At 41.5% G+C, this 22569-nt stretch carries 22 protein-coding genes; 4 read left to right on the top strand and 18 right to left on the bottom strand.

Annotated elements, in window-relative coordinates; genetic code table 11:
• Positions 1-41: 41 nt before the first annotated feature.
• Positions 42-980, bottom strand: a complete 939-nt coding sequence (locus tag KR50_RS05435) for an alpha/beta hydrolase (protein WP_041055912.1) — start codon at positions 978-980, stop codon at positions 42-44.
• Positions 981-1243: 263 nt separating this feature from the next.
• Here KR50_RS05435 and KR50_RS05430 point away from each other — a divergent pair, with 263 nt between their 5' ends.
• A complete protein-coding gene (locus tag KR50_RS05430; protein WP_041055911.1) occupies positions 1244-2125 on the top strand; it encodes an EamA family transporter in 882 nt (293 codons plus the stop codon).
• Positions 2126-2359: 234 nt separating this feature from the next.
• On the opposite strand, the gene KR50_RS05425 is transcribed toward KR50_RS05430, so the two are convergent.
• From KR50_RS05425 to KR50_RS05395, 7 genes are all read right to left on the bottom strand, one after another.
• The gene (locus KR50_RS05425) at positions 2360-3349 is read right to left on the bottom strand and encodes a Gfo/Idh/MocA family protein (protein WP_041055909.1); all 990 of its coding nucleotides are present in this window, start codon (positions 3347-3349) and stop codon (positions 2360-2362) included.
• A gap of 136 nt (positions 3350-3485) precedes the next feature.
• On the bottom strand, positions 3486-3977 hold the full coding sequence (locus KR50_RS05420) for a GNAT family N-acetyltransferase (protein WP_041056060.1): 492 nt from the start codon (positions 3975-3977) through the stop codon (positions 3486-3488).
• Between the two features lie 28 nt (positions 3978-4005).
• A complete protein-coding gene (locus KR50_RS05415) occupies positions 4006-4662 on the bottom strand; it encodes a pyridoxamine 5'-phosphate oxidase family protein (RefSeq protein WP_052476814.1) in 657 nt (218 codons plus the stop codon).
• Complete coding sequence (locus KR50_RS05410; protein WP_041055907.1) at positions 4653-5384, bottom strand: MOSC domain-containing protein; 732 nt, start codon at positions 5382-5384, stop codon at positions 4653-4655. The genes KR50_RS05415 and KR50_RS05410 overlap by 10 nt, the downstream gene beginning before the upstream one ends.
• A gap of 63 nt (positions 5385-5447) precedes the next feature.
• Complete coding sequence (locus KR50_RS05405) at positions 5448-6113, bottom strand: VOC family protein (RefSeq protein ID WP_041055904.1); 666 nt, start codon at positions 6111-6113, stop codon at positions 5448-5450.
• Positions 6114-6140: 27 nt separating this feature from the next.
• A complete protein-coding gene (locus tag KR50_RS05400; protein ID WP_041055901.1) occupies positions 6141-6491 on the bottom strand; it encodes a VOC family protein in 351 nt (116 codons plus the stop codon).
• 271 nt (positions 6492-6762) lie between these two features.
• Positions 6763-7095 (bottom strand): four-helix bundle copper-binding protein, encoded by a 333-nt coding sequence (locus tag KR50_RS05395; RefSeq protein ID WP_041055899.1) that lies wholly within the window; start codon positions 7093-7095, stop codon positions 6763-6765.
• A gap of 222 nt (positions 7096-7317) precedes the next feature.
• On the opposite strand from KR50_RS05395, the gene KR50_RS05390 reads away from it, so the two are divergent.
• Both KR50_RS05390 and KR50_RS05385 read left to right on the top strand, forming a co-directional pair.
• Entirely contained in the window at positions 7318-8445 is a 1128-nt protein-coding gene (locus tag KR50_RS05390; RefSeq protein WP_041055896.1) for an ATP-grasp domain-containing protein, read from the top strand.
• Positions 8442-10136 (top strand): methyl-accepting chemotaxis protein, encoded by a 1695-nt coding sequence (locus tag KR50_RS05385; protein ID WP_041055893.1) that lies wholly within the window; start codon positions 8442-8444, stop codon positions 10134-10136. Before KR50_RS05390 ends, KR50_RS05385 begins: the two co-directional genes overlap by 4 nt.
• Positions 10137-10334: 198 nt before the next feature.
• Here KR50_RS05385 and KR50_RS05380 read toward each other — a convergent pair whose 3' ends face one another.
• The 7 genes from KR50_RS05380 to KR50_RS05355 form a co-directional block, all read right to left on the bottom strand.
• Positions 10335-11279, bottom strand: coding sequence for an acetamidase/formamidase family protein (locus tag KR50_RS05380; protein ID WP_052476812.1), 945 nt, complete (start codon positions 11277-11279; stop codon positions 10335-10337).
• 308 nt (positions 11280-11587) lie between these two features.
• On the bottom strand, positions 11588-14248 hold the full coding sequence (locus KR50_RS05375; protein ID WP_041055891.1) for an MMPL family transporter: 2661 nt from the start codon (positions 14246-14248) through the stop codon (positions 11588-11590).
• 3 nt (positions 14249-14251) lie between these two features.
• Positions 14252-14698 carry a MarR family winged helix-turn-helix transcriptional regulator gene (locus tag KR50_RS05370; RefSeq protein WP_041055889.1) on the bottom strand — a complete coding sequence of 149 codons (447 nt, stop codon included), beginning with the start codon at positions 14696-14698 and terminating at the stop codon, positions 14252-14254.
• A gap of 178 nt (positions 14699-14876) precedes the next feature.
• Positions 14877-15029: a YpzG family protein gene (locus tag KR50_RS18215; protein WP_084215501.1), complete on the bottom strand. Its 153-nt coding sequence runs from the start codon at positions 15027-15029 to the stop codon at positions 14877-14879.
• Between the two features lie 114 nt (positions 15030-15143).
• Positions 15144-17021 (bottom strand): adenylate/guanylate cyclase domain-containing protein, encoded by a 1878-nt coding sequence (locus KR50_RS05365; protein ID WP_052476810.1) that lies wholly within the window; start codon positions 17019-17021, stop codon positions 15144-15146.
• A 23-nt stretch (positions 17022-17044) separates the two neighbouring features.
• Complete coding sequence (locus KR50_RS05360; protein ID WP_041055888.1) at positions 17045-18190, bottom strand: HD domain-containing phosphohydrolase; 1146 nt, start codon at positions 18188-18190, stop codon at positions 17045-17047.
• 180 nt (positions 18191-18370) lie between these two features.
• Positions 18371-18817: a DUF4385 domain-containing protein gene (locus KR50_RS05355; RefSeq protein WP_041055886.1), complete on the bottom strand. Its 447-nt coding sequence runs from the start codon at positions 18815-18817 to the stop codon at positions 18371-18373.
• 177 nt (positions 18818-18994) lie between these two features.
• Between KR50_RS05355 and KR50_RS05350 the strand changes: the two genes are divergently transcribed.
• A complete protein-coding gene (locus KR50_RS05350) occupies positions 18995-19669 on the top strand; it encodes a GIY-YIG nuclease family protein (RefSeq protein ID WP_041055884.1) in 675 nt (224 codons plus the stop codon).
• 46 nt (positions 19670-19715) lie between these two features.
• On the opposite strand, the gene KR50_RS05345 is transcribed toward KR50_RS05350, so the two are convergent.
• Genes KR50_RS05345 through KR50_RS05335 form a run of 3 tightly spaced genes read right to left on the bottom strand, consistent with a single transcriptional unit; the run spans position 19716 to position 22388 of the window.
• A complete protein-coding gene (locus KR50_RS05345; protein WP_041055882.1) occupies positions 19716-20783 on the bottom strand; it encodes an ABC transporter substrate-binding protein in 1068 nt (355 codons plus the stop codon).
• Positions 20784-20797: 14 nt separating this feature from the next.
• On the bottom strand, positions 20798-21577 hold the full coding sequence (locus tag KR50_RS05340) for an ABC transporter ATP-binding protein (RefSeq protein ID WP_041055879.1): 780 nt from the start codon (positions 21575-21577) through the stop codon (positions 20798-20800).
• A gap of 4 nt (positions 21578-21581) precedes the next feature.
• The gene (locus KR50_RS05335) at positions 21582-22388 is read right to left on the bottom strand and encodes an ABC transporter permease (protein WP_041055876.1); all 807 of its coding nucleotides are present in this window, start codon (positions 22386-22388) and stop codon (positions 21582-21584) included.
• Positions 22389-22569 lie beyond the last annotated feature (181 nt).

Here is a 22569-nt window from a genome sequence, read left to right as displayed (position 1 = left end):
TCTTGCTATCTGACAAAATGAGCACTGTACTTCAGCGGCAATTACTCTTCAACATTCAAAATAAAATCTACTGCGTCTGTTAAATCTTTTGTAAAATCATCCCCTATAGAATGACCCATCCCTTTTTTTATTATCAGCTTGCAAGGAATGTTTATATCCTCGAGCTCTTTTTGCAACTCGGCCGTTTGCTTAAAAAAAGGATCCTGATCTCCCGTAATTAAACAACCTCTTAGTGGTGGAATAATTTCATTAGAAATCAGGGAGTTAATGAAATTATCATCTTTGATTACAGGGATAACAGCTATAAATCCATCCACTTTTAGCAGCTGTTCCTTCAGGCATAGTTCTAATGCCAACGCACCACCTTGTGATGCTCCTCCGACAATTCTGTTTTCAGCAGCAAACGTTTTCTGAAATTCTTCGTATGCAGGCTGTATTTCAAGCATAGCTTTTTGTTTATCATCCCAGCTATAAGCGTGGAGTCCGAACACCTGAGAGGACTGAGGGAATCCAAACATGTAATTCCTCTCTGTTTTATTATCGAGCCAGAACGAAGAAAAATCCTCCGCATTTCCGCCTCTCCAGTGGAGCGAATAAATACTTGTATTCGCTTCCTTATTACCATAAATAAAAAGTTTTGATTCAGCTTTTATTTTATGTTCTTCAAACTGCTTAAAACATTGAGCAAGAATTTCGGTAAATTCTTTTTTTTCGTGAAGAGGCTTCAGATCGCTATCATTTTTTAACAATTGCGGATGCCACCAAATGCCATTATGGATTGCTTCCTGCAGCACTGAGATGGCTGCATCATATTCAAGCTGACTTGCAAATGCACATGCTCTCCACAAACAGATTTTTTCCATCCGTTCAGGGTAATCCTGCTCTGTTTTAACCAAAAGTCTATGAAGCTCTTGTATCTTTCCTTCTTTAAAATATCGAAAAATCTCTTCTTGACGTTCCGTAAATTTTTCTCGAACCATTCTCTCACTCCTTATTCTTTACCTAAATAATACTATTAATGGATATTAGTTTGTAAAAAAATATGGAATCTAATATCATTTTTTTGTTATAGTTAAGCATCAGAACTCATGGGAGGATGAGGGGAAACTCTCTGTTACTGCGCAAATTTCGTCCCTCCTTACTAATGAAATAAACCATCTTTTCTAGTAGCGTTGTAAAATAAACTGGTTTTGTTTAAAGAGAAACGCACTATACTAATCTCACAAAGAGAAAGGGGTACAGGATGAAGGGAAATTTTTCTGCAGTATTTGTTCTTTTAGCAGCTGTTTTATGGGGTACTACAGGAACTGCCCAGTCTTACGCACCAGATGGCACACATCCTGTCGTGTTTGGGACAATCCGTCTTGCGATTGGCGGTCTGTTTTTATTGCTTTATGTAGGCTTTCAGGGAAAATGGTCTGTGCACAATTGGCCGGTAAAAACGGTCTTTCTGGCCGCATTATGCATGGCTTTTTATCAGCCTTTCTTTTTTTCAGCCGTCAGCTTAACCGGGATCGCAGTTGGGACTGTTATCGCGATTGGAAGTGCGCCTGTCATTGCAGGTATACTTGAGTGGAGCTTTTACAGGCGCACTCCGCAAAAAAACTGGTGGGCAGCAACCGGTTTAGCGATTGGTGGATGTATCTTGCTTTTTGCCAACCAGGATTCAGTTCAAATTGATCCTTTAGGAATAGGACTGGCACTTTTAGCAGGTGCATCTTTTGCCGGTTATACCCTTGTAAGTAAACAGCTGCTGATCACTCATACACCGGACACCGTAGTAGCTGTTGTTTTCACGCTCAGTGCGTTGTTTTTACTGCCGCTTTTACTTGTATACGATTTATCATGGATCACTCAGGTGAATGGACTGGCAACAAGTATTTACATCGGCATTTTCGCTACGGCCATTGCTTATTTGCTTTTTGCCACAGGCTTGAAAAATGTCCAGGCCTCTACAGCCGTTACGCTCTCACTTGCTGAGCCGCTGACAGCTGCCCTGCTCGGCGTTTTTCTTATAGGAGAATCTCTTTCTATTCTTTCATGGACCGGAGTCGGTTTGCTTTTTGGCGCAATTTTGGTTCTAAGCATAAAACCGCACTCTTTTAAACCATTCCTTAATACATAGTAAAAAAGAGCTTGGGACAAAAGTGTCTCAAGCTCTTTGACCGGTTCACTTCGCTTCAGGTGGACGCTTTCCGCAGGGACGGCGCTTGAGCCCTCCTCAGGCTATGCCTTGCGGGGTCTCAAGCAACCGTCATATCCTGCTGGAGTCGCCACCTTCCGCTCCGATCACCTCATACTAATGATAAATATAATGCCTCATTTTTTACCTTTTATCAGTTATGTCCCAGTCTCTGACTTAAATAGAACTTTCGGAGTAATTCGGATTGGACTGGACAGCAAGTTCGTTTATACGGGTCAACTGAATCATGTCTTCCCTTGTGATTGAAGGTTTGCTGCCATACAGAATTTCGTTTACCCATTGCTGCATGGCGCTTGGCAGGTCAGCAGGCAGAGGAGGAGAAATAACCCATTCACCACCGTTGACCTGACTGCTCTTATAACGCACCTGACCGTCTTGTATAAGATAGACGCCTTCTGTTCCGTGCAGTTCAAGAGCAAAAAAACCGCCTGATACGAAGCCTGTTTCAATTAGTCCAAGGGCACCAGATGTGTATTCTACTACCGCCACTGCCTGATCATCCACTTCTTCGTTGAAAAAATGACTAAATCTCGCACTCACACTTTTTGCTTCTCCAGCGAGCCGGTTTGTCAGATAAATAGGATGTGCACCTAAATCAATCAGCGCGCCTCCACCTGTTCCCTCTTTCTTTAGAAAATGGTCCGGAAGCCAGCCATTGGGACTGCCATCAAAAGGCACTGCACCATTATGTGCCACTCTGCACCGGATCATGGTGAGCTTTCCTAAAAGCCCCTCGTCAAGTGTTTGCTGTGCATGTAAGTAGTACCCTGATGTCAGCCTTGGAAGGGAAAGCATTAACGATACATCAGATTGATCTGCTGCATCAAAGATCTTCTCGCACTCTGCTACCGTCATTCCGAGCACTTTTTCACTAAAAATATGTTTGCCATAGGAGGCGGCTTTGGTAATAATCTTTTCGTGATCGCCAGTTGGTGTGTCTACAATTACAGCATGGATGTTTTGATCTGCTAAGAGTACATCGAGATTTTTTTCAAAACGAACATTAAGCTCCTCCGCCCATTTTTCACCTCGTTCCTGATTTTCGTCCCATACTGCCTGTATGCTTACCATCGGGTTTTCTGCTGCTTCTTTTGCATAATCGTCTGCGTGTACGTGCCACCTGCTTAATAGCGCTACGTTGAGCATTTTATAGTCCCCCTCTAAAATTCTTATTTTGCATTCAGTTTTATCCTGTCTGCTATTGTCTTGTAACCTATATTCCGTTTCTCTAAAGTCTCTTAATCAATTAAATCATGCTTACATATAAAAGAATCCATCTTTACTATTGCTTCTGCAGCCGGCACACCATTGTAATCGAAGTGCCGCACGTTTCCGTTTTTATAAACCCTGCTTTTTCATAAAGCCTGACTGCCGGTATGTTTTCAGGATCGACGCTTAACGATAGGGCTGAATAGCCTTGTCTTTTAGCTAGAATGATCATTTCATCTAACAGGCGTCCACCTGCCCCTTTCCCTCTGGCCTCCTTTTTTAAAGCCATTCCAATTTCAGGAATGTTGTCATCGACGAACCCATAACCAGGGTCGTTTTTTGAAAAAAGCCGGCACCAGATGGCTCCAGCCGGCGTATTTTTTTCATCTGCCGCAAAGAGTACAGCATCTCCCTGTCTTCCCCAGTCTTCGATATATTTCTTTAATTCTTTACGCTCTAAAAGCGAGTCGATCGGGGGTTTATCCTGAGGTATATGAATAGATTCATAGAGCATTTCTCTTAAAAAGGGCAACTCTTCGTTTTTCATATTCCGAATCGTAAACATTGTTTCACCTCTCTTGGATAAAAACATGTCAATAAAGGCGGTTAACATAGCCATCCTCTAGTCTTTTTCTCATATCCTCAAGTGAATCGTTTGATAGCTTTGCATGTTCAATCAGCATTTTTGCAGCAGACGGCAATTCCTGCTCAGCAGGCCAGCTGTCCGGATTCCAAAGATGAGAACGTTTAAATGCCTTGGCACAATGGATAAAGCATTCCTCGACTTCCACAGCAATAGCCATCAGCGGTTCTTTCCCTCTGACAGCCATTTGTGAAAGAATGTCTGCGTCTTGAATAAGCTGTGCTTTACCGTTTATCCGGAGGGTTTCTCCAAGTCCTGGGATCAGAAAAAGCAGTGCAACACCGGGGTTGACGAGTATATTCCTCATAGAATCTACCCGCTTATTTCCGGGCCGTTCAGGAATAATCAGCGTTGTTTTATTCAACACTTTCACAAATCCGGGCAAATCACCTCGTGGAGAAGTGTCACACCTTCCACTTTCATCTGATGTGGACAGAACTAAAAAGGGAGATTTAGAAATAAAGGTTTGACAGTGCAAATCGATAGACGGGATCACTTTATTTTTAGCAAGCTCACTAGGCTCTCCAACTATAGTCTCAAGCTGCTGAATGGTGGTTATTTTTTTATTAAATAGCTGATCTTGCTTCAAGATGTATTTCACTTCCATTCCGTCAGGTGAATTTCATCACCGGTACGGATCTCTCCGCTTTGAAGCACCGATGCATAGACTCCAAACTGATTATTTCTTTCTTTAATAACGGTTGATAATATCGAGGAATCTTTCTCAGCACTTTCAGGATGAACCGTAATGATCATACATCTCGTACAGGTCGAGGTAAGACGAATCTGAACATTTTCCCCTATAACAAGCGTCTTCCCCACCCAATTTTCTTCACTATAGGGCAGATCATCAAGCAAATCGATGACGAGGTTGGGACGAAATCTTCTCCCGTCCACGCTCTCTCCCTTCACCTGAGATAGACGATCAAGTGAAGAACTGGTGATGAGAAGTAAATGAGCTTCTTCAATTGCCCCTATTGGAACATGGGCGGGTGAATACGTTACTTGGCTCAAGGGACGGCCTGACAGAGCTTCAAGTCCCTCCTGAATTTCTGGATCTCCCCACTTCTTTTTTGTTCCGTCCGGCATGGTAATTGTTAGCGGAGGAAAGAAATCCAGTGGTTCACCGCCTGAAAATTCTGCTTTGTATTGAGCCATTGGGTGGCATTGGGTTATCGTGAGAAATTTATCTTTTCTCGATTCATCTTTAAATGCATGGCTCCGGTCTCCATACAGTCCATAATCCATGACTTGTGTTTTTTCCACTTTTTCACCTTGAAATGACTTTACCGGATACCGGGTAATTTCTTTCACGTAGCCAATTAACAACGTAACCACCCTCTCGTGTGTGCAATGTTACTTTATACTATGTTATGGGGTGTGTTTAGATCCTTATATACTTTTGATCACGACGTTTCCATCCTGATCAAGTTCCACTCTTTTCATTTGATCAATTTCAATTACTACGGGGTGGATCTCGGCTTGATGCGATGAAAAATACCAAGTGCGTTCCGGAGGACCAAGCAAAATAAATGCTTCCCCATCCCCGACAAAATTCAGCTCTTGTGGATGTATCGTTTTGTTCTCAGCTAAAATCCCTTCTTTTTGTAACTGTTCGGCAGCCTCTAAAACATCGTCTGTTGTTAAATTAATTTCGCTGATATTCAGCAGCTGGTCGACCGAAAAAGTTTCACAGGATTCTCCATTGTTTCCTGTCCGGCCGATAAATTCTATAACATTCCCGCATGGATCTTCAAAATAGAAGGAATCAGCATCAAACGCCCGAAAATACACTTCATCCTCCCCGTTTTCCTTATTTAAACCTACCTTGTCACGAGCCCATTCCTTTGCTGGATAAAAAGCAGCAGAAGGAATATTAAAAGCAAAATGATAAAGTGGTTTTCCGTTCCCTTTTTTGAACATGAGCTCGCTTTTACCGGCCTTTACAGAAAACCTTTCCGGTTCCTGTTCAATGATGGAAAATCCAAGAGTCTCTGAGTAGAACACTTTCAACCTTGCTAGATCACTCGTAAAGATTTCCACTTTAGAGATTTCCACGCTGTTTTCCTCCTGTCCAGTATTCAGTCACTTTTTTTCTATTAATCCAATGCCCAGCCCTTCAGGATCTGTAAAATAAGCAAGATAAAATTCTTCAAATTCCATTTTTTCCGAGATGTTTTGGGCGCCATGACGCTTCGCTTCTTCTAAGGTACTGTCAATGGAGTCCACTTGAACCTGAATTCGTGTCCCGTGAGGAAATTCTTCCGGTCCCTTGGCAATGCCTCCGTCTATCCCACGGTTCTCTTCACTGCCTGTTTGCACCGGAGAGTAGCCCCACCTGCTATCTCCCACCTGCCAGCCAAAAACCGTTGAATAAAAGGTTATTAATCTTTCAGGATGCTCGCTATTTAACTCAAACCCCATCACTTTTCCCATCAAACAAATCATCCTTTCATGTTTTCAGTTAATGCTTTTCATATTTCCATCATATCAGTAAATGCGTCTTTCATTAACAATTGATTCTAAATTTTCACATTATATATGATAGATCTGAACAACTTAACGGATAAAGTGACTTACACTCTTTTTAACAGCGGGGTCTTCCTTCTCTTTCCCGATTTCTTAAGAAAAAATGGTCTGAAGAATAAACAAAAGCTGCCTGCAAGTATCGGGGCACTTGCAGGCAGCTAATTATCTAGGATTGATTTTAAGCTATTCTTTTACATGCCTCAGCACATTTGAAGCATGCTTCTGCACAGCGGCGGCAATGATCATGGTGATCAGCATGTGTGCTGCATTCATTTCCGCAAGCTTCACATATCTCTGCACACAATGCGGCCATCTGACTTATAAACGGGGAATTTCTTGATATCGCCTGTTCCATAAATGCGCAGACATCAGCGCATTCTCTGTCGAGACGAATACATCCGCTCATCATATTTACATCTTCTTCGTTCAGACATGCAACAAAACAATGGTTACATGCCGCTGCACAATCATGCACAATCCTCAGCAATTCTGCATATTTTTCATGTGTCATTAAAAAATCCCTCCTCGTATCTTTCGTTCATTTAGTAATACTATAACCTTTAGAATTAGAATTAAACAAATATTCTAATAACAAACTTTCGATTTATAAAATGCATTAAATTTCATATTACTTATAATTAAAATGTTCTGAATAAATGTACTTTTATAGTTCATATTAACTATTTATATTCTTTGACGATGAAATAAGTACTACATCCTGGAGGTATCTTACTTGCTTATACTAGATCGTCAAATTGTATCACCTATTTTAATTGAAACAGCAATCGATCACAGCGTTCCCATTTACTACAGCAGTGATATAAGAGAGCTTGTACTTTCTTCAAATGAAAAAATTCTAACCAATTCTGAAAGCTGTCTTTCTATTCTTGAAGCACAGTATCCTGAACATGCTCATACCCTTACATCAAAGCTTATGAAAAATAAAGCAGCCTTCCGGGAATTTGCTTCAGCGGTCAATCCTGACTATTATTTTGCGTTATTGACCATGGAAGAGCTTCTTGCTGAAGATAAAAAGAACATTCCTTTTCCTGTTGTCATTAAGCCAAATAAAGGCTACTCGAGTGTAGGAGTTTATATTGTCCACCAGGAGTCAGAGTGGGATCAGGCTGTTAAAGGACTGTATACTGATTTACTGCTGTCTAAAAGCATGTATTCCAATACGGTGCTTGATGGAGAAGAGATTATTGTGGAACAGTGGATTGATGGAGACGAATATGCGGTTGACTGCTATATCAACCATGATGGCAAGCCCGTCATTCTGAATATATTAAAGCGCATGTTTGCTGATGAACATGACACTTCAGACCGGATTTATTATACTTCCGCCAACATCATGCTGAACATGAAAGAAGCAATTACAGACTACTTAATTGAGTTAACTAAACAAATGAATATTAAAAACTATCCTTTCCATTTAGAAGTCAGAGATAGCAGAAAGGGCATTGTTCCGATCGAATTAAATCCATTGAGATTTGCCGGGGCAGGAACAACAGATGTTAGTTATCATGCATTTGGAATCAACGGTGCTGAGCATTACTTTCAGGATATGGAGCCGCAGTGGCCACAGATTCTGGATGAAAAAGATGATTCCGTCTACGGATTCTTCTGTGCGGAGCTTCCATCCTCCGTCAGCAAATCTTTGATCCATACCATCCATCATGAAAAGCTTAAAAATGAGTTTAAACACATTCTGGAATACCGCGAAATTAACGCTTCAGTGGATCGGACATTTGCGGTTATATTCTTTAAATCCATGGAAATGAGTGATATTCATCATTTGCTAAACCTTGATTTAACCCAATACATTCAATTACTGCCGTCTAAGGAGTCTATAAAATGAAAAAGCTTGATCCACGGAAATCACTGCGAACTCAATTATTTTTGAGCTTTATTGGTCCATTTATTTTTTTAGGTCTGATCGTATTTGGTTTTGTTCATTATCTTTCAAATTACATCGTTGAGGACCATGTTCTTCCTCAATTTGATCAGATCCTTCAAATTAACGGACAAAATCTGGCTACAGACTTAGATCAATCACTTATTACTGCTGCCATCCAAAATCCGGATGAATCCGGTAAAGAGTTAACCGATTTTCTAAATTCTTTTATTACTGGAAAAGAAGGCATTGAATATGTCTACGTCCTGTCAAAACAAGAAGGTACGGATTATATTGTTGCCTTAAATGGCAGTGAAGAAGCGATGATTGAATCCCCGTTTACGCCTGAACAACAACAAGCTTACACTTCTCAGGAAACTGTTTTAACTTCCATCTATGAGGATGAATGGGGTGTTCATAAGTCGTACTTTCTCCCGCTGCCAGGATCGGATGCCATTGTTGGGATTGATATGGATACGACCTTTATTAAAGATCTTGAGGCAATGGTTTTGTCTTTTCAGCTACTTTTGTTTGCCGCTTCTCTTCTCATCGGCAGTCTGATTGCCTACTTGATGAGCAAAAGGATTAATAAACCAATCACCACCCTTCTTTTGTCATTAAAGAAGATTAGTCAAGGCGACTTATCAGAGGAAATTACAGTAAACCGCAAAGACGAACTTGGTACATTGGCAAACGGGTTTGAAGACATGCGTCTGAGTCTTGTCCAAATCATCGGAAGTGTGAAAACAAATTCAACTCAAATCAATCAAACAAGCGAAACATTGGTACAGGCATTCGACGAGTTGTCTGAGGCCTCCTCTCAAATCGCAGTCGGAACGGGGGAGGAAGCAAAAGCCTCTGAAACAAGAACTCAACATATTGATACAATCTCGCAGGGTTTTTCCGTCATGGCAAATAAAATTGAAGATGTCACAAATCAAACGCTGCATATAGAACAATTTACAAAGGAAACGGGAAAGATTGCTGAAAAAGGATCGACTCAGCTAAAAGAAATTTCCACTCAAATTAATAGAATTCAAGAGAATGGACATGTCAGCTCCGGGCGTATTTCGCTGCTGAGTGAAAAGATCAGTCAGATTAATGAAGATATTAAGCTGATTAAAGCTGTAGCAGATCAAACAAATCTATTGTCTCTAAACGCTTCCATTGAAGCAGCAAGAGCGGGGGAAGCAGGTAAAGGCTTTTCAGTTGTGGCACAGGAGGTACAAAAACTTTCCAGCCAAACAGAGGAAACGGTATCAACCATTACGGCGATTCTCAGAGACATTACTGATCAGTGTTCAGTCATGCTTCAGTCAAATGACAAAGATAATGCAGAAATAAGCAGCGGCGTGGAATTAGTAACGGCAAGCGGAGAACTTTTTGATCAGATTTTCCGTGCTGTTAATCAGCTGACCTCACAGGTAGACACGATTGTGAACAGCATGGAGGATGTAAATAATGCATCAACGGAATCGACAAAATCCATCCATGAAATTGCAGCGATTTCTGAAGAGGGCGTTGCGACCATTCAGGAAATTTCAGCTTCTTCCCAGCAGCAAAATGCAACAGTGGAGATGCTTCAAGAGCAAAACCACGAACTGCAGAAAATGGCAAATTCATTAAATGATCTAGTAAAGAAATTTGTGCTTTAAAGCCTGCAAGGAATAGAATAAACGACTGGTTAATTACAAAAACGAATGCCTCACAAACAGAAACTTTGTGAGGACATTCGTTTTTTTGTATAGAAAGAACTTTATGAAGTTAAGCTGTAAACGTTAACTGTCCTGAATTAGCCGATCCCCGCCCCTTCAATCTATACCTCAGTACCCTGCATAAGTCATTTTCCTTTTCTATGCTTCTGTTAAAACATTATGAGGCAAGATCGCGTGGACCCCTTTTACACCGTTGACAATTTGGGTGATTCTTAAATCAACAGCAACACTCGCTAAAGCCATTGCTTCTGTTTTGTTTAAGCTGTATTTATCCTGCATAATTTGCAGAATTCCTTCTAATGCATACGCTGTCGCCTTGTTCAGATCATCGTCAAAACCGAATGCGACCCATCCGGAAGGGGTGTGTGCATGAGGCATGGTAAGTGTCGGCTCGTCATGCACAGTAAAGGTCAAGTCCACCTTATCCATCGGGCATTCTATTGCGGTTCCGGAAACCTCTCCATCTCCTTGTGCTGCATGACCGTCACCAACTGAAAACAGAGCTCCTTCCACTTCAACCGGCAAGTAGAGAGTACTTCCCTTCACCAGTTCTTTGCAATCGATATTTCCTCCGCAAATTCTTGGGGGAATCGTAGAATGAGCCCCTTCTTCTGCAGGAGCGTTCGCCATAATCCCCATAAAAGGGGCAAGTGGAATAGAAAAAGAACGGCCGCCTATTTGTGCTTTCCCAATCATCGTGTCACGGTTCAATTCCCAATCAACACGAAGCTGGGGCACGTCTGTTAAACCGACAATCGAATTGTGCCAGACATTTGCCCCGCCTGCTACATTCCACCCGTACCAGCTCGGGATAATATCGTTTATTTTAATTTCCAGCATCATCCCGGGCTGTGCCCCTTCAATTCTGATCGGGCCAATCAATGGGTGACCCAGCCCCTCTTCATTTTCACGGGATAGAAACTTTACTTCTTTGCCGTCTTCGTATGTGTAGCCCCATTCGAGTCCAATCGTATTCAGCTCAATGGAATCTCCTGATTGAATAGACATAATCGGTTCATAATCTTTCGAAAATGTACCATGCAAAAAGTCGTTTTTCGCTTTTAATCGATGTGTAGTTGACATAAATTTCATCCTTCCAGGTAAAATGGGGTTACTGCATAAAACCTGTTCTTTTTTCATTTACCCAGATTTAATTTTTTCAAATCCTTACCAGATAAATTCAGGTAAAAAGAAGCACTTGAACTAGGAAAATCCACTGTCACCTCTATATTCCCTGTAACGTGCTGGTGTTGTTTAATCTAGTGATAGACGGCGATTCCAATCTTCAAGCATAAACAGCGTTTATTTAAAAAACCGGTGAAACTTTCCTTTCGAAAGTTCCACCGGCAGATATTCTCTATTCTAATTACCTTTTTGAGGCCCGATCACTGTTATTTTTTCTTTTTAAACGGCCACCATACACCGTTATCAAATGAAACGGTAATAGCAGGTATAAGCAGCGGCAGGACGATTAAGCCATAAAGCAGCAGCCCTGTGATAACAATCGTTGCGATTTGCACAAGACTTAACACGCCTGAAGGCATCATCGCGCCGAATGTTCCAGCGAGGATAATCGCAGCGGTAATAATGACCGTGCCCATTTTGGCCATCGAAATCTTCATTGCTTCCCGAACACTCAAACCGTGAAGCGCCTCTTCTCTGAAACGGTCGAGCAGAAAGATTGAATAATCCACTCCTAATGCCACCAGCATGACAAAGCCGAAAAATGGAACTGCCCAGCTGATACCATCAAAATCCAGAACATTAACAAAAATTAACTCTGCAAAGGCAATGGATGTATAATACGTCAATAGCAGAGAGCCAATCATATACAACGGCATAATAAACGAACGGAATAAAAATGCCAGTACAATGAATAAGCTGATCAGCATAATCGTGACCGTTTGAGTAAAGTCATTGGATGAAATCACGTCCAAGTCACTGTTTATACTTGATATCCCTCCATAAGCAATATCTGCATCCTCAAACGGGGTATTTACCACAACCCGATCTACTGTGGATTTAATTCGTTCCACGGTTTCAATTGCCTGAGGAGAATAAGGGTTATCTTCTAGAATCACTTCGAGTTTTGTTCCGGTTTCTTCACCGATCGTATACCGGTCAAGTACTTGAACAAAATCGTCACTTTCAAGTGTGCCTTCGGGGATAAAGACGCCCGTATCACGAACAGTCTCACTTTCACTCATTTCCGCCATAATGGAAACGGCACTCTCAAGTCCTTCTGTAATTTGAGCAAGACCTTCATTTGAAGCACTTACACCCTCAGCAAGCTGGGACAATCCTTCTCCAAGACCTGCAGCCTGCCCGCTTTGAGCTTCAATTTGTCCTGCGGCGCCGCTGATTCCTTCCTGGACTGCACCAAGCTGCTGTTGAATCGCAGCAATTTGTTCAACGGTCTGTGGAATGTTTTGAGATTGCTGAAGTCCTTGTGAAACGAGACCAAGCTGCTCATTTATTTGCCCGAGTCCTCCCGCTGCTTCGCCAAGTCCTCCAGCACCTTCCTGAGATTCTTCACCTGAAGGAATCTGACCAGTTATCTCGTTCAAGCCAGCTTCCACTTCAGTCAGTCCGCTCTGGATTTCGCCAAGACCACTTTGCGCTTCTTCCAGCCCTTCAGTCAGTTGAGCAAGCTGTTGGTCAATATAAAAATCTTCGATGATGTCACCAGTCGGCCGCGTAATCGCACGAACAGAATTTACTCCCTCTACCTGTTCGATCTCGCGGCTGATGAGTTCAATATAGGGTACTGTACCCTCCGAAATAATATCTTCATCACTCGAAATAATCACCTGAGCCGGAAGGGAATCACCTGCTCCAAATCCTTCTTCAATGGCATTTAACCCTTTGACAGATTCATATTCACTGCCAATCTCGTCCACTGTATTGTAGGACAAATCATCGTCATAGGTGAAAAGTAATGGAATTGTGATAATCGCCACCACTGCCATGGAAATCAATGGACGATTGACTGACAATCCGCTCAATCTTGTCCATAGCTTGCTGTCATTGTGTGATACAGATTTTTTAGACGGCCAGAAAAGTTTCTCTTTCAACACGGCCATAAAGAATGGCACGATGGTAAACAAAACAAGCAGCAGCACCGCGATTCCAACTGAAACTGCTACAGCTGATTTAAATATCGGGAAATCTGCAAATCCAATTGCAAAGAAGCCGATAAACACGGCAAGTCCACTGATTAGCAGCGTTCTTCCTGCTGTTTTATACGTATTCACAATCGCTGTTTCCACAGGGTGGCCAGCTGAAAGTTCTTCTTTATACCGGCTTAAAAGCAGGATACAGTAGTCTGTCCCAATACCAAACAATATGGCTACAAGGAAGATCTGAGTATAGTTTGAAACCGGGAATCCGAACCAATCAATGAAAAATGAAACGATCGATTGACTCATTAAATACGTAATCCCTACTGCAACAAGTGGAATAAATGGAGTCACAACTGAGCGGAAAACCGCAAGCAGTAAACCGAAAATCAAAACGACTGTGATGATTTCAGTCCGCTCAAGTCCTTCCTGTGCACTCAGGTTCACATCATTGTTAATAACAGCTTCTCCCGTAAGATAAGCCGGGAATTCATCACTAATGATATCTGTGCGAATCGTGTCAACCAGTTCAATAATTTCTTCATTTGTTCCCTCAACCGTAACAGGCAACAATACCGTTTGTTGATCTTCAGAAACAAGCTGGTCCTCAATTTCTTCACTTTCAAACGGATCTAAAATACCCGTAACAGGATCTCCAAGCTGCTCCAGCTCTTCAACGACTGAACTGATTTCTTCTCTTGCAGACTCATTTAGCTCTTCCTCTAAAGGAAAAACAAGTGAGATTGTATCTTCTGATGCTCCGGCATTCTGCAAAATCTCAGCAGCTCGCTGTGAATCAGCATCATCCGGCAGCTGGAAAGTACCTGCTTCCTCTGCCTGCTCTGTAAGGTTAGGTGAAATCAAAAACAAAATAACCGTTAAAACGACAAGACCAATAGCTATTGGCCATCTCCACTTAATAATCTGATTCACGAATTAAACACCTTCCCATTTTAAAATTTCTCTTATTTTCTTAAATGTAGAGACAAACTGATCAAGTTCATCATCCGTCATTTGATCTGAAAATAGCTTTTCCACATATTCATACACGGCCTGATCTGATTGCCGTACAACCTCTTCTCCGGTCTTAGTCAGCTTAATCAGCTTTGTCCGCTGATCTTCGGAGGATTTTATGATCTGAATAAGTTCTTTTTCTTCGAGCTTTTTAATCCGGCTCGACACCGCACTTTTATGTACACCCTGTAAGCATGCTATTTTTCCAGCTGGCATTGCGCCGCTTTTGCTGATCATTTTCAGCACCTGTAATTGTTCACGCGAATACTCCTGCCAGATAGGCGAATCCACTGATTTAAGCACTCGTTCGGTCCCGTGAACCATAACGTCCTCAAATAGTTCGACAGCTTCAATCAGTCGTTTATCCATCTAGTTTACCCCCTAAACTAATCTACCTAGTTAGTTTAGGGGGTGAACTGTTTTCTGTCAATAGGAATCTATTACTCTTGGTTAATAGTTTCTATAGCTGGCTGCAGGAAAAATCAGATCTTTAAAATATAATTTTTTACAGGAAAAAGACCCGGGAGAAACACCCGGGTCTTGCTCCTTACCTGCGACCTGATCGCGGTACTCTTCGCAGTTTAATATCATGCTGGGACATTTCTGTATGACCATTAACTTGCGAAGAAGCATGCTTCGGTCTTGTCCAGTTGTGGTGGAATTTCTGAGATTGCGGATCTAATTGATCTTGTGTGCTCATCGACTCACCTCTTTAGCAGGATAAAAAACAGGATACACCCTGTAGGCGTATCCTTCGTAGTATGCGTTCATCTATAGAATATTATGATACACAATTTCTAATCAGACAGCTGCTTTAAACTGGCATTCCAGTATGGTTCATCATAGATAGACCTGCAGCGTCTTTTGAGGATTTGATACAGGTGATGTTCTTTAATTGAACAAGCGATATCTCCTGTTGAATACCGTTTAGTTGGGTATTCATCTGCGACAAATCGTACTGAAAATGAGTAATGGACGGAGCCAGCATCTGCCACTCGCTGTTGCTTAGAATAATATCATTTCCTTCACTTTGTTGTTGAATTCTGGCAGCGACATTAACTGTGTGGCCAAAATAATCAAGCAGATCATTGGCATTTACAGCAATGGTAGGGCCTGTAAAAAGTCCCAGCTTAATTGTAAGGGAGGTATTTTTTTCTTTGTTGTAACTTTCTATTTCCGCCTGTATTGAAAGTGAGGCTGAAAGTGCATCGTCTGATCGATTAAAGACTGCCATAACGGAGTCTCCGATCGTTTTAATAACTGCGCCTTTATTTTTTGAAATATGCTGCTTCAAATAACTAAAATGCTCATCCACCTGACGATACGCCATTGCATCTCCAATCATCTGATAAAGAGAAGTTGAGCCTTGGAGATCACTGAACAAAACGGTTAAAGACTCGATTCCAATTTGTTGCTCAGGAGAAAGCACCTCTGTTGAAAACAGGTCACGAAAAAGCTGCAGTGACGTCACATTTTTTGCTGTAGCCGCCGTCTCGTCCCAAGACGTTTCCTCAAATACGACGATGATTTCATTCTCTGTTAGATTCTGCATTTCAATTAAACCGCCAAATGAAGGGAAATGCATCTCTTTTCTATTCCAGCCATCATGACCAAACTTTAATGCCGCATCCGAAGACTTCTGGTGATGATAAACCATCTTGTTATGCTTCAGGACCCTCAATCTCATCTCTTTTTTGAAGGGAGGTATTCTTACTTTTTTAAGCTCGAACGGTTTGATCCGGTGCTGAGCGGTAATATGTGGAGATGTCATGGGGCCGCCCATGCAATAGGATTGATCCACAGCCTTTCGTACAGCAGGATGAACAGAAAAACGCATTTCAATGTACCGATCAAAGTTTGTTTTAAAATCAACTCCGCATAGATCACAGTGCACCTGACTGGATACGCTGGATAAAGTGGAAACCGCCACTTTCGGAACACGGCAATTGGGGCACATCAAGCTCCAGGATTGGGTAAGCAGTCCTTTTTGGGTTGCATGAAGACATAAAGCCAGCACCTGCTCACGGTCCTCATTCCACTTGTCAGCCAAGGAATATGGTTTCATTTGCAGTACCTCATCATCCCCGCTTAAAACCAAATGATCTTTTAGCAGCTGCACTAGATGTGCGCTGTACATTTCATCTAAAAGCTCATTGCAAATAAGCAAAAGACGATCCTGGTCCAGATGAAAGGACTTCTGCACCTGAGGAAGCTGTTTACTCACTTCGCCTTTGTAGGAGGCTAGGTAAAGATCCACATAGTTCATAATTCTTTTTATCGGTCGAATACCAGCAAGCGGAATCGCTGCATACCCTGCAATCGATGCCGGCGTAAAAGTCGCTCTGCCGATTACTTTTGTACCCGTTGTGCCATCACCTAACCGATGATCGACACACTCAATGCTCCACAGCAGCCGTTTAATCGGTCCTTTTTCATAAATCCTTTCAATAGAATAAACTTCTTCTTTTATCCATTCGAAAGGAAACTCTCTCCACCGCAGCGGCACAATTCCCATTGTCTTTGCCTCTGCCCATCGGAACATTGTGCCGTCTAAAAACTGAGCAGGTGAAAAATGGACAGAAAAAAGGCCGGAAACACGATTTAAATGCTCTGTATTCGATAACAGCTCCCATACCTTTTCCCGGCTGAGAGGGTAGATTTTTTTAAAAACATACATTTTATCTTTTACCACAGGATTCTCTCCCTCTTGCTCAACTATGCATTTCCATCTTTATAACTGTTCTTTATTTCTAGAAACAAATGAAAATTTGTTAAAAATAAATCCACCAGTGCAGGGTCAAAATGTTTTCCACCCTCCTCTTTTATTAAACGCAGGATCGCTTCCATGGACCATTGTTTTTTATATACCCGGGCTGTTCCGAGTGCGTCAAAGACGTCAGCTAAAGCCGTGATTCTTCCATACAAATGAATGTCGCCTCCGCTCAGCCCATTCGGATAGCCCCTGCCGTCCCATCTTTCATGGTGCTGCTCAGCGATTATAGCAGCAGCTTGTAAGATCGTTCGTTTTGAACCCCTAAAAATGTTATATCCCACACTTGCATGAGTTTTCATCTTTTCAAATTCCTCCGGTGTCAGCTTGCCGGGCTTTTTTAATATTTCATCTGGAATCGAAACCTTACCGATATCATGCATAGGAGAAGCAAGTTCAATGATGTAGCATTCCTCTTCACTTAAACCATATAGAGACGCCAGCAAACGAGAGTATTTAGCTACCCGTTTTACGTGCTGACCGGTTTCCTGAGATCTATTTTCACTAATTTCACCCATAGTAAAAATAATTTCCTTTTGCGTTTCAATCATTTCCGCGTAGAGCATTGCTTTTTCAATCGACTGACCAGTATAAGATGCAGCAAGAGATAGGTGCTTTACGTCTTTTACAGTAAAAGTTCCCTGCTCGGTCAGTTTATTAATAGCCTGATACACGCCGATCAGCTGACCTTTATCATTTCGGATGGGGATGCAAAGAACTGATTTCGTCACATACCCTGTCACCTTATCAACAGCGGGATTAAATCGTGGATCGTTGTACGCATTATTTACGACTACCGGATCACCCGTGGAAAGTGCATATCCCACAAGGCCAGCATTTATAGGCACTTCAATTCTATCCAGTCCGTGCGCAACTTTTGCCCACATCAATTGCCTTTCCTCATCAACCAGCCAGAGTGTACAACGGTCAGCTTGTATCAGCTTTTTGCCTAAGTCGGCCATTAACAAATGAAGTTTATTTAAGTTATTTTCGTGCGCAATTTTAGCAGCAAAATCAAACATAATTTCAAGTATTTCTTCCGCTTGCAGCTCTGTCAGTTTTTTATTTCCGGATAAGGTTTCCCAGTTCATGTCCCATCCTCCAAAGAGAGGTTTATTAAAACCTCTGATATAAGAACATATTCTCATTTTTTAATCGGATAAATAATGCTTTAATTATACCATGCTGGCGTAAAATAAGTAATATTACCCATATGAATAAATTGAGGATAAAATAAAAAACCTGCAGTTGAATTTCTGCAAGTTTTCTTGTTATCCATACTTTTTCTGATGTTCTTTTTTAGCTTTTAAATACTCTTCATCTTCTCTTACCTTAATCCACTTTTTCTCGAAAATCGCTGCGGATTCTGCTTTTTCGTCGTTTATTTGACGGTCTTTTATTTCTCCATCTTTATCGTACTTGCTGCCGCCCTTATAGTTGGCATAGCGCCTGGCGCGGGTATGTCCCATCTGAATAAATTTTCTGGCCATATCCATGCCTACAAAATCATTCTTTTCTTTATAATCAAGAAACATTTCATAAATTTTTTCAGATGACTCTCTTGCTATATCTGGTGTTTTAAATCGCCAGTGCGGTAAAATTTCACCCTTATACGGCTCCACCAATAGTACGCCCTGCTCCCCGCGGCCAACCCGGTAGAGTTCCGGCTGCTCACGGAAATTTATCTTTTCAAAATCAAGATCATAATCAAATGGCATCGTACTCACTCCTTTACGAAGCAATACCCTTTTTCTATGTTTGCCTAACCTCCACAAGCATATGTAGTGGATTGAATCGAAACTTGGAAAATTAGCAATTCCATAAATTTGAATATATAGTATAATAGAACTAGTTATTTAAACATACACTTACTACATACAGAAAGAAGTGACTTTATGATTAGAAAATTTGTAAATCAGCTATTTACTTCCCCTCCATCCGAAGATCGGAAGGTAATTTTACAGCAGCAAAAAGTATTCCTTTATGAGCCAAACGAACAGGCGATCAAAAGGGTCATGGAATCAGAGGTTATAGAAGGAAGAGCGCCAGGTTACGTTTACTTTGTTCAGGAATATATGAATGGAACTTTTAAAATCGGGAAAACGAAAAATATTGATAAGCGTATGAATATTTTCAGCGTGAAACTGCCATTTGAAAATAAGCTAATCCATCTAATTAAAACAGGCGATCGCCATAGAACTGAACAGGCCTTTCACAATCATTTTTCTGCAAAAAGACTCGGAGGAGAATGGTTTTCTTTATCAAAGGAGGATATAGACTGGTTGAAAAATGGTTTTTACTCCAATGTGATCTCACAGTCTATTCACCAGGGAAATCCGTCAGCTTCATCTTCTGAGTCGATTGACCACAGTGAACAGATTTTGCTGACTAAAAAGCAGCTGGACTATGCTAAAACAATGTTAAGTAAATTAGAAAATGATTATACACTTGTTAAGGACTATTCTTCTTTAACAACAGCTGATTTAAATCGTCTAAGCGCTTATTTCACGTACAAAAATAAAGGTGCATTAGTTAATCTCGTAAAGCAGGGTGTTTTAAAACCAAAATAAATCATCGAGGCTTTGCTCAAACTAGAAGCAAAGCCTCGATGATTATTTAGTTATATTCCCCTAAAATTTCGACGGCTTCTTCTGTAAGATCCGTATCAATTGCCTCATCAAAATTTATCTCGCCACGAATCGCTCCATTTTTCTTATATAATTCGTACTGCTCCCGAATATTATCGACATACATTTCCCCATTTGGATTAAGACCCGTTACGAACACGTCTTCCCAAACCGCTGCATCCTTCAAAGCAGTATATTGAGTCATAATATCAATAATTTCTTCTTTGTCCTGTCCTTTTCTAAAAGCATCATTGTAGTCACGGACGCCTTTTAAATAAGCAGTCATGAAGCGGAGAGATACATCCTTTTCTTTGCCTATAAAATCTGGTGAACCTAAAACCATAGCGATTTGAGCGTCAGGGGCAAAGTCTGTTGCATCCCCAAAACGCACATGGATGCCTTTGGCGATTCCCTGTGTTATAAGCGGTTCAATCTGTAGAGCTGCATCGATCGAACCATTTTCAATAGCGGCAAGCATGTTCCCGAAATCAGGCATGAGTACAAATTCTACATCGTTCTCTGTTAATCCGGCATGCTCGAGCATTTGAAAGTATATAAATTCATCTAAAGCATTTTGAGAAGAAACAGCGACCTTCTTTCCTTTCAAATCGGTGTAGTCTTTTATTTCATCCTGCTTATCGGCACCTATTACGAAGGTAAAATATGATTTTCCTTTTACATTATGCCCCTTGTCTGCCACGATTTTTACATCGATTCCCTGTGCAATGGCATTAAAGAAAGAAGCTGAAGAAATTCCGCCGGCAATATCTACTTCCCCCGATGCAAGAGCAGGCAGCATATCGTCGCTGTTGGCAAAGGTGGCAAACTCGATTTCAATATTGTAGTCGTCAAAATAGCCCTTTTCATTCGCAATATAAAAGCCTGCTCCTGAAGCAGCCCCATCCTCAGCGACTACTACTGTCGTTTTTTTACTTAGTGGAGACAGATCACCTGAAGCATTTTCTTTACTGCCCTCGTCTTTCTCGTCAATCGTTCCCTGAGTAGAGCATCCTGTCAACAAACATAAAAGCGCCGCGATGCCAATCCACTTTTTCACGTAACTCTCCTCCTTTACTTCCTTGATCCTTGCACTTCGCTTTGAAGATGCTGCCATATTTCTAAAAACTTTTCCGCCATTTTCGGGTCTGAACGAAGATCCTCGAGCTTCCTTGGACGTGGAAGATCCAGTTTCATTTGAGCAATAATCCTACCCGGCTGCGCACTCATTAACAGCACGCGGTCGCTTAAATAAAGTGCTTCATCGATGCTGTGTGTAATAAAGAGGACCGTCTTTTTCGTTTCAGACCAAATAGACAGCAATTCTTCCTGCAATATATATTTGTTTTGTTCATCAAGTGCGCCAAATGGCTCATCCATCAGCAAAATTTCCGGATCATTAGCAAAAGCTCTCGCGATGCTTACCCGCTGCTTCATCCCGCCTGACAGTTCTTTCGGATACATATTTGCGAACTTTTCCAACCCGACTTTATTTAGAAAATAGGAAGTCCGCTCTTTTACGAAAGCTTTGGGCAAGTGCCGCATGGCGAGACCAAACGCAACATTTTCTTCAACCGTCAGCCATGGCAAAATTCCTTTTTCCTGAAATACCATCGACTGACTCGGGCGGTCCTTTTTGCTTTGCTGGATTGTAAAATCGCCTGTGCTTTGCGTTTCAAGACCGGCCAGAATACGAAGTAATGTTGTTTTCCCGCACCCGCTCGGCCCAACCAGACAAACAAACTCACCTTCTTTAATCTCTAAAGAAATCTTCTCAATTGCGGTAACACTATGTTGTTTTTTATAAAACACCTTTGTTAACTCGCGAATCGAAATTTTGGACGATTGATCCACCTTGTCACCTCCACGGAAGCAGCTTTTTTTGAAGACCCCTTAGAACTAGTGAAAAAAGATACCCAAAGAAGGAAATTAGAATCAACCCTACAAACATTTCCTTTAACAAAAAAGCACTGTAGGATGTCCAGATTAAGTACCCGATTCCTGACCTTGCCCCCATCATTTCAGCGGCTACAATGGTCAGCAAAGCGATCGCCTGGCCCATTTGAATTCCCTCAAGCATGACTGGCAGAGCACCTGGTAAGGCAATTTTCAAGAAAAAATCCTTTCTGCCTGCTCCGTAGTTTTTGGCTACATCAAGATAAATTTTTTCAATGGATATAACACCTGCTACTGTATTGATCACAACGGGGAAAAATACACTTCCCGCTATGGTTACTACTTTCGATACTTCGCCAATACCAAAAATAATGAGGATGATTGGCAGTAGAGCAAGCGTTGGAATCGGCATTAATGCCATAATAATTGGTGAAACGAAATGCCTCACAGGGGCATACAAGCCCATGCAAAGACCAATAATAATCGCCGGAATCACACCAAGCAGAAAACCAAGGAATATACGGAACAAAGAGATATTTATATGAGCGAATAACTCTCCGCTTATTAGCAGTGTAAAAAAAGTCGAGACAATGGAAGTGGGAGGAGGGAAAAATCTCGCATCGATCAATCCGCTCTGAGATAAGAATTCCCAGATCAATAAAAGACAGACGGGAGAAAATATCGTCAATATTGTTTTTGCTCTATTTTTACTTTGCTGTTTTTGCCATTCTTTTTTTTCAGTTTCAATTGGGCTGTTATGCTCCTTCAACGTCACCACCCCTTCTTGAAAATAATATGTTAGTTCTTTAAGATGTGTGCCTGACCCAATCAAGCATCATTAGCACAGCACTTTTTCTCATCTTTTAAGCAGCGACTGATTTCGCATAGAAAAAACCGCTCTCCAAGTGGAAAGCGGTTGTAGAAATTGAGAGCAGGCTCCTCTTTGTTAA

Origin of the sequence: Jeotgalibacillus campisalis, assembly GCF_000829515.1 — a bacterium.
Lineage (GTDB): Bacteria > Bacillota > Bacilli > Bacillales > Jeotgalibacillaceae > Jeotgalibacillus > Jeotgalibacillus campisalis.
The sequence above is the reverse complement of the archived record's forward strand: the minus strand, read 5'-3'. Positions and strand labels throughout refer to the sequence as shown.